The organism is Streptomyces sp. MK37H (assembly GCF_018035285.1).
GTDB classification, from domain to species: Bacteria; Actinomycetota; Actinomycetes; order Streptomycetales; family Streptomycetaceae; genus Streptomyces; species Streptomyces endocoffeicus.
The window spans coordinates 1-4,673 of record NZ_JAAAYH010000567.1 but is presented as its reverse complement, the minus strand read 5'-3'; the positions used below and the strand labels follow the sequence as shown (position 1 = coordinate 4,673).

Below are 4,673 nucleotides of genomic sequence, written 5' to 3'. Positions count from 1 at the left end.
CCGCGGCCGGCGCCACCCTGACCGCCCGCGATTTCTTCACCGCCACCGAGCCACTGCTGCAGGGCATCATCGATGACAACGCCCTCACCACCGCCGATGGCGAGGTGCTGGAGGCCCAGATCCGTGCGACACTCGCCCTCGGCACCCGGGAGACCTCCCTCCCGCTGGCCATCGGCCCGGACAGTGCCTCGGCAGCCCGCGAACTGGGCGCGCAGGCCGAGACCCTCGGCCGGGAGATCGCCTCCTGGGCAACCGCCGCCCTGGAGAGGCTGCTCACCGACCGGATAACGCTGCCCGCCGGCCCGCTGGTCGTCCGCAGCCACTGCTACGGCCATCTACTCACCCCTCCCGCGGCCGATCTGCTCCGCGGCCGTCGCGGTGGACCGGTCACGATGCAGCTCTACAACGAGTGGCTGCACCAGATCGTCCTGCTGCGCGACGCCCTGCTGCCCTTCACCAACTGGCAAGACGTCCCGCTCCCGATCACCCCGACCGGACTGCGGCACATCGAACCGGCCCGCGACGCGTTCCTCACCGAACTGCTGGTCCGCCAGATCCGGCACTCCAGCATCGTGGACTTCGCCCGCCATGTCGTCACCGGCACCTCCGGCCCGGTCGGCTACGGCTTCGAGGCGGGCGGCGGCGCCGCCCTGCCCGCCGTCCTCGACCAGCCACCCGTGACCGCACCCCGGCACCTGCTGACCTGGCGCCCCGACCTGGCCGCCGACGACACCGTCACGTATGTCGCCGAGGTGCAGGACTACTACGCCGCACCCCGCACCCTCGTCGAGGACCTGCCGCCCGCCACCACCGCATCGGGGCCGCTCTCCGCCCATACCGTCACCGGGCCGGTCGCCGACGGGACCCGCACCGCCGGCATCGAGATCACCCACGACGGCACCACCGCCCGCGTCGACCTCGGCCAGGCCCTGCGCGGCCACCGCTACGCCCACCGACCGAACCCCGCCGCTGGCGACGCACCAGTCGACAGCTCGCCCCGGACCGCGGACGTGTGGACGACCCTGCGCGCACCGGGGCTGGTCTGGACGGAAGCAGGCGACGTCACCCTGGACGCCACCGGCCAGGACGACCTCGTCGTCCTGGCCCTGCTCGGCCGGCTCTACCCCGAGAACGTCACCTTGCGCCCCGCCGGCCAATCCGCTGCCCGGACAGCCGCGGACGGCACCGAACCGAGCCGTCTGGTGACCCTCGTCGACCCTCCGCAAGCCCACTGACACCCGCATCGCGAGGTACACCAGGAAGGTTGGAAAACATGATGTTCGACCATGACGGAACGCCCGTCCGCACGGGCCGAGCCGCCGTCAACGGAACGAGTCTGCACTACCGGACTGCCGGGTCCGGCCCCGCAATAGTGCTGCTGCACGGCGTGCCCAAGACCAGCTACCACTGGCGCCACCTCGTCCCGAAGCTGACGCCCCACTACACCGTCGTCGTGCCGGACCTTCGCGGTCTCGGCGACTCCGCCCGCCCGTCGGACGGCTACGACTCCGCGACGATGAGCGACGACATCGCCGAGCTGATGACCCACCTCGGACACGAGACCTACGCAGTGGCGGGCGAGGACTGGGGAGCGGTGATCGGCTACCAGCTCGCCGCCCGCCACCGCGACCACGTCACCGCTCTCGTGTTCGCCGAGGCCCTGTTCCCCGGATTCGGCTTCGAGGACCACACAGCCCTCACCCCCGAGAACGTCTCCAGCGGCATGCACCTGTGGCACCTGGGCTTCTACTTCCAGCCGGACATACCCGAGATGCTGATCGCCGGACACGAGCGCGAGCTGATCACCTACATGATCAAGTACGAGCGCAGCCACCCCGACAGCGCCACCCCCGACGCGGTCGACGAATACGTGCGCTGCTACTCCATGCCCGGCGGCATCCGCGCGATGCTCTCCATCTACCGGGCCATGCTCGTCGACGCCGAACAGAACCGGCAGACGGCACAGAAGAAACTGGACATCCCGGTCCTGGCCCTCGGCGGATCCGCGTTCATCGGCGACCGCAACGAGTCCCAGATGCGGCTCATGGCCCACGACGTCACCGGACACACCTTCGACGCCGGCCACGACCTTGCGGAGGAAGTACCCGACGAGATGGCCGACGTCGTCCTGCCGTTCCTTGCCACGCACCAGTAACCGCACCCGGCCGCCGAGGTCGGCGATCCGAAGCGGCCAACCAGGGCGAGGGGGCCTCGTGGCTGAAACGAACGATCTGGTTCCGCACAGCCACGAGGCCCCCTCGCCCCTCCAGCGCCCGGCGGGCGCGCTCCAAGCGCGCCTCCTCATATCGGCAGCACTGCTCGTCTTCGCGGCCACGAACATCGCGTCCTGGCAGAGCCCCACCCTCCTGACGATCATGGCGCTCCGGGTCGTCATGGCAGCGAGTACGGGTCTCATCGTCGTCACAGCACTGGGCCTCGCGGTACGCCTCGCGCCTGCCGAGCGCCGCGCACGCGCGGTCTCGACCGTCGTGATGGGCATCACGGCATCCCTGGTCCTCGCAGTGCCGACCGGACGCACCATCGCCGAACACTGGGACGGGACAACCATCCTCCCCCTGAACGCCGCACTGGCGATACTCGTGGCGGGAATTGTATGGATGGCCCTCCCCCGTACCGCATCTCATGCCCCTGTGCCGCTTCGCCGTCAACTCAGCCTGCTCGCCAATGCGGGCACGATCCTCGGCTTGACGGTCACATTTCTCTGGCTCGACGGCTACGCGGTACTGAACACATATCTCGCGCCATACCTGCTCAGCGTCGTCGAACTGGACGGTGAAGCAGTGAGCCTCACCCTGCTCCTCTTCGGCATCGCGAGTATTGTCGGCATACAACTCGGCGGATTCCTGACCGACCGCGTCGGACCTCATCGGACACTGACCACAACCAAGGCTCTCCACGTGCTCGTGCAGCGCACACTCTGACCCAGTTGCCTTTGGCCGCAGCCGCAGGCGTCGCCGCCTCACTCGCCCTCCTGCTTCTCACGCGCCGCCGCGACCGAAGTGCGCACAGCTCAGTCCCGCAGTTCCAGGAGACGGTGTAGCAGGGCATTCTGTTCGTTGAGTGCTTCAACGAGATCCTTATGGTCGTGGGGTCGCTCGTCCCCTACGGGTTTGTCGCGGAGCACTACGCGGGTGACCGGCTCATCTGCTGTCCGGTTTGGTCACTTGGTGTCCAAGGTGACCCAGGGCGCGACGGGTGGCGGGCGGATCCGTCCGGGGAAATGAGCAGCAGAGTCCACCTGCTATGGTGCGCCGATGTCAGCGATCAAGAAGTTCCAAGTCACCTTTGACTGCGCAGAACCTGAGCGCCTCGCTCGTTTCTGGTGCGAGGTGTTGGGGTATGTCATACCGCCGCCACCGGAGGGGTTCGCCACCTGGGACGATTTCAACCGTACCCTGCCTTCTGAGGAGCAGGGTTCATGGTTCGCCTGCAGTGATCCCTCAGGCGTGGGCCCGCGCCTGTACTTCCAGCGCGTCCCCGAAGGCAAGATCGTCAAGAATCGGGTGCATCTCGACGTCCGGGTCGGCACCGGGCTCGTGGGGGACGAGCGCCTCGCCACGCTCGAAGCCGAGTGCGCACGACTGGTCGCGCTCGGCGCCACCCACGTGCAAACGCTGTATGCCGATGAGGAAAACGAGTCGTGCATCCCAATGCTGGACATCGAGGGCAACGAATTCTGTATCGACTGAGCATTCTCCGAGCCGGGGAGGCGGGGAGCCGCCTCCCCTGGGCCTCTCTGGTCTCGTATGGGGCGGGAGTTACCCCGTGAGGGCGAGGTTGTGCGGCCGGACGATGCCGAGCATGGCGGTGTGAACCCCGTCGCCTTTCAGACGGCAGTCACGAAGGGTCTTCCATGCCTTTATCCGCGCGAAGGCGTGCTCGACGCGGGCCCGGGACCTTGCGGTGGGAAGGGTTGTGCTCCTCTTTCCAAGCTGGCACTGCGGTCTGGCCGCGTTCACGGCGGTGCGGGATGAGCAGGCCGGTACCCCGACAGCCGCCGTCCGCGATGACCGTGGCCCGGCCGACGGCGGCCTTCGCACCGGAAAGTTCCCACGCCATGCGATCGTTGCGGTTGCCCGTGACCGGTCGGCCGACGGAGACGACGAGTCGGGTATCGGCGTCGATGACGAACCGCTGACGCGGCTGAAGCGCGAGCGACGGTCCGAGGTGGCCGATGATGCGGTGGACGGCCGACTTCGACACCGAGCTGCCCGCGGGGTGGTGGTGACCATCTCATTGGGTGTCGCCGATGCCGGCGCCGCCGTCGCGGCCAGGCCCGCGAGGGTGGTAGCGAGTGTGAGGACGGTGGACCTGACGCGCGTCGGCATGGCTTGCCTTCCTGTTCGACCAGTGCAGCCCATGGCTACAGGGGCCTGAAAGGGCGACATGCGATAGGCGCATCGAAGATCACTCGACGGGGAGAGCGGCATCGGTCCGGGGCCACCACCGTCCACGGGGTGCCGACGCGCGCGACGCCAGGGGGTGCCGCGCGGCCCGCCTCGAAGTGCAGTCGAGACCTGGTGGTTCGGCAGCAGCGCCACGTCGGCACGGTCACGGCCGGTGCCACGCTCGCCGAGGTGAGTCGGGTCGGGAGCGCCGGGAGCGTCAACTTCGTTGGTGTCTGATTCACCCTGCGCGGGGGTGAGCGCGGG

4 protein-coding genes and 1 pseudogene are annotated in these 4,673 nt (G+C 68.5%); 4 read left to right on the top strand and 1 reads right to left on the bottom strand.

The window, feature by feature from the left end:
- From GWI24_RS40665 to GWI24_RS40650, 4 genes are all read left to right on the top strand, one after another.
- The coding region (locus tag GWI24_RS40665; RefSeq protein ID WP_210951048.1) for a hypothetical protein at window positions 1-1,235 on the top strand (1,235 nt) is incomplete at its 5' end.
- A 38-nt stretch (window positions 1,236-1,273) separates the two neighbouring features.
- Window positions 1,274-2,155, top strand: coding sequence for an alpha/beta fold hydrolase (locus tag GWI24_RS40660; RefSeq protein ID WP_210951047.1), 882 nt, complete (start codon window positions 1,274-1,276; stop codon window positions 2,153-2,155).
- A gap of 58 nt (window positions 2,156-2,213) precedes the next feature.
- On the top strand, window positions 2,214-2,942 hold the full coding sequence (locus GWI24_RS40655; RefSeq protein WP_210951046.1) for an MFS transporter: 729 nt from the start codon (window positions 2,214-2,216) through the stop codon (window positions 2,940-2,942).
- A 333-nt stretch (window positions 2,943-3,275) separates the two neighbouring features.
- Entirely contained in the window at window positions 3,276-3,710 is a 435-nt protein-coding gene (locus tag GWI24_RS40650; protein ID WP_210951045.1) for a VOC family protein, read from the top strand.
- Window positions 3,711-3,779: 69 nt separating this feature from the next.
- Here the strand turns inward: GWI24_RS40650 and GWI24_RS40645 are convergent.
- Window positions 3,780-4,224 (bottom strand): annotated as a pseudogene (locus GWI24_RS40645) (transposase); the annotation flags it as partial.
- Window positions 4,225-4,673: the final 449 nt, after the last annotated feature.

Bases quoted from the DNA above. Each gene is read 5' to 3' on its own strand.
- GWI24_RS40660 (WP_210951047.1), top strand. From the start codon at position 1,274: ATGATGTTCGACCATGACGGAACGCCCGTCCGCACGGGCCGAGCCGCC.
- GWI24_RS40650 (WP_210951045.1), top strand. From the start codon at position 3,276: ATGTCAGCGATCAAGAAGTTCCAAGTCACCTTTGACTGCGCAGAACCT.